At 43.0% G+C, this 230-nt stretch carries 1 pseudogene; it reads left to right on the forward strand.

The features are described from left to right. Positions 1 to 230 (forward strand): annotated as a pseudogene (locus tag KO524_RS15305) (hypothetical protein); the annotation flags it as partial.

Consider the following 230-nt stretch of genomic DNA (forward strand, 5'->3'; position numbering starts at 1 on the left):
AAATCATCCAAAACCCGACTGTTCGCGAAGTATTAAATCAATACCTGACTTCCAATTCGGGCAACGTTAGTTTTGGCGAAAATGGATTGACCTATACCGATGCAAGCGGTGCTACCCATAGCTTGGATTTATCTCAGCTTATCAAAAGCCATGAAACGCTGACTACCCTGACCAATAATGGCAACGGGAGCTACACCTATAAAAACGAAAAAGGAGTTGATGTGGTGATC

Source organism: Flavobacterium sp. NKUCC04_CG (genome assembly GCF_019345525.1).
In the GTDB taxonomy this organism is placed as follows: domain Bacteria; phylum Bacteroidota; class Bacteroidia; order Flavobacteriales; family Flavobacteriaceae; genus Flavobacterium.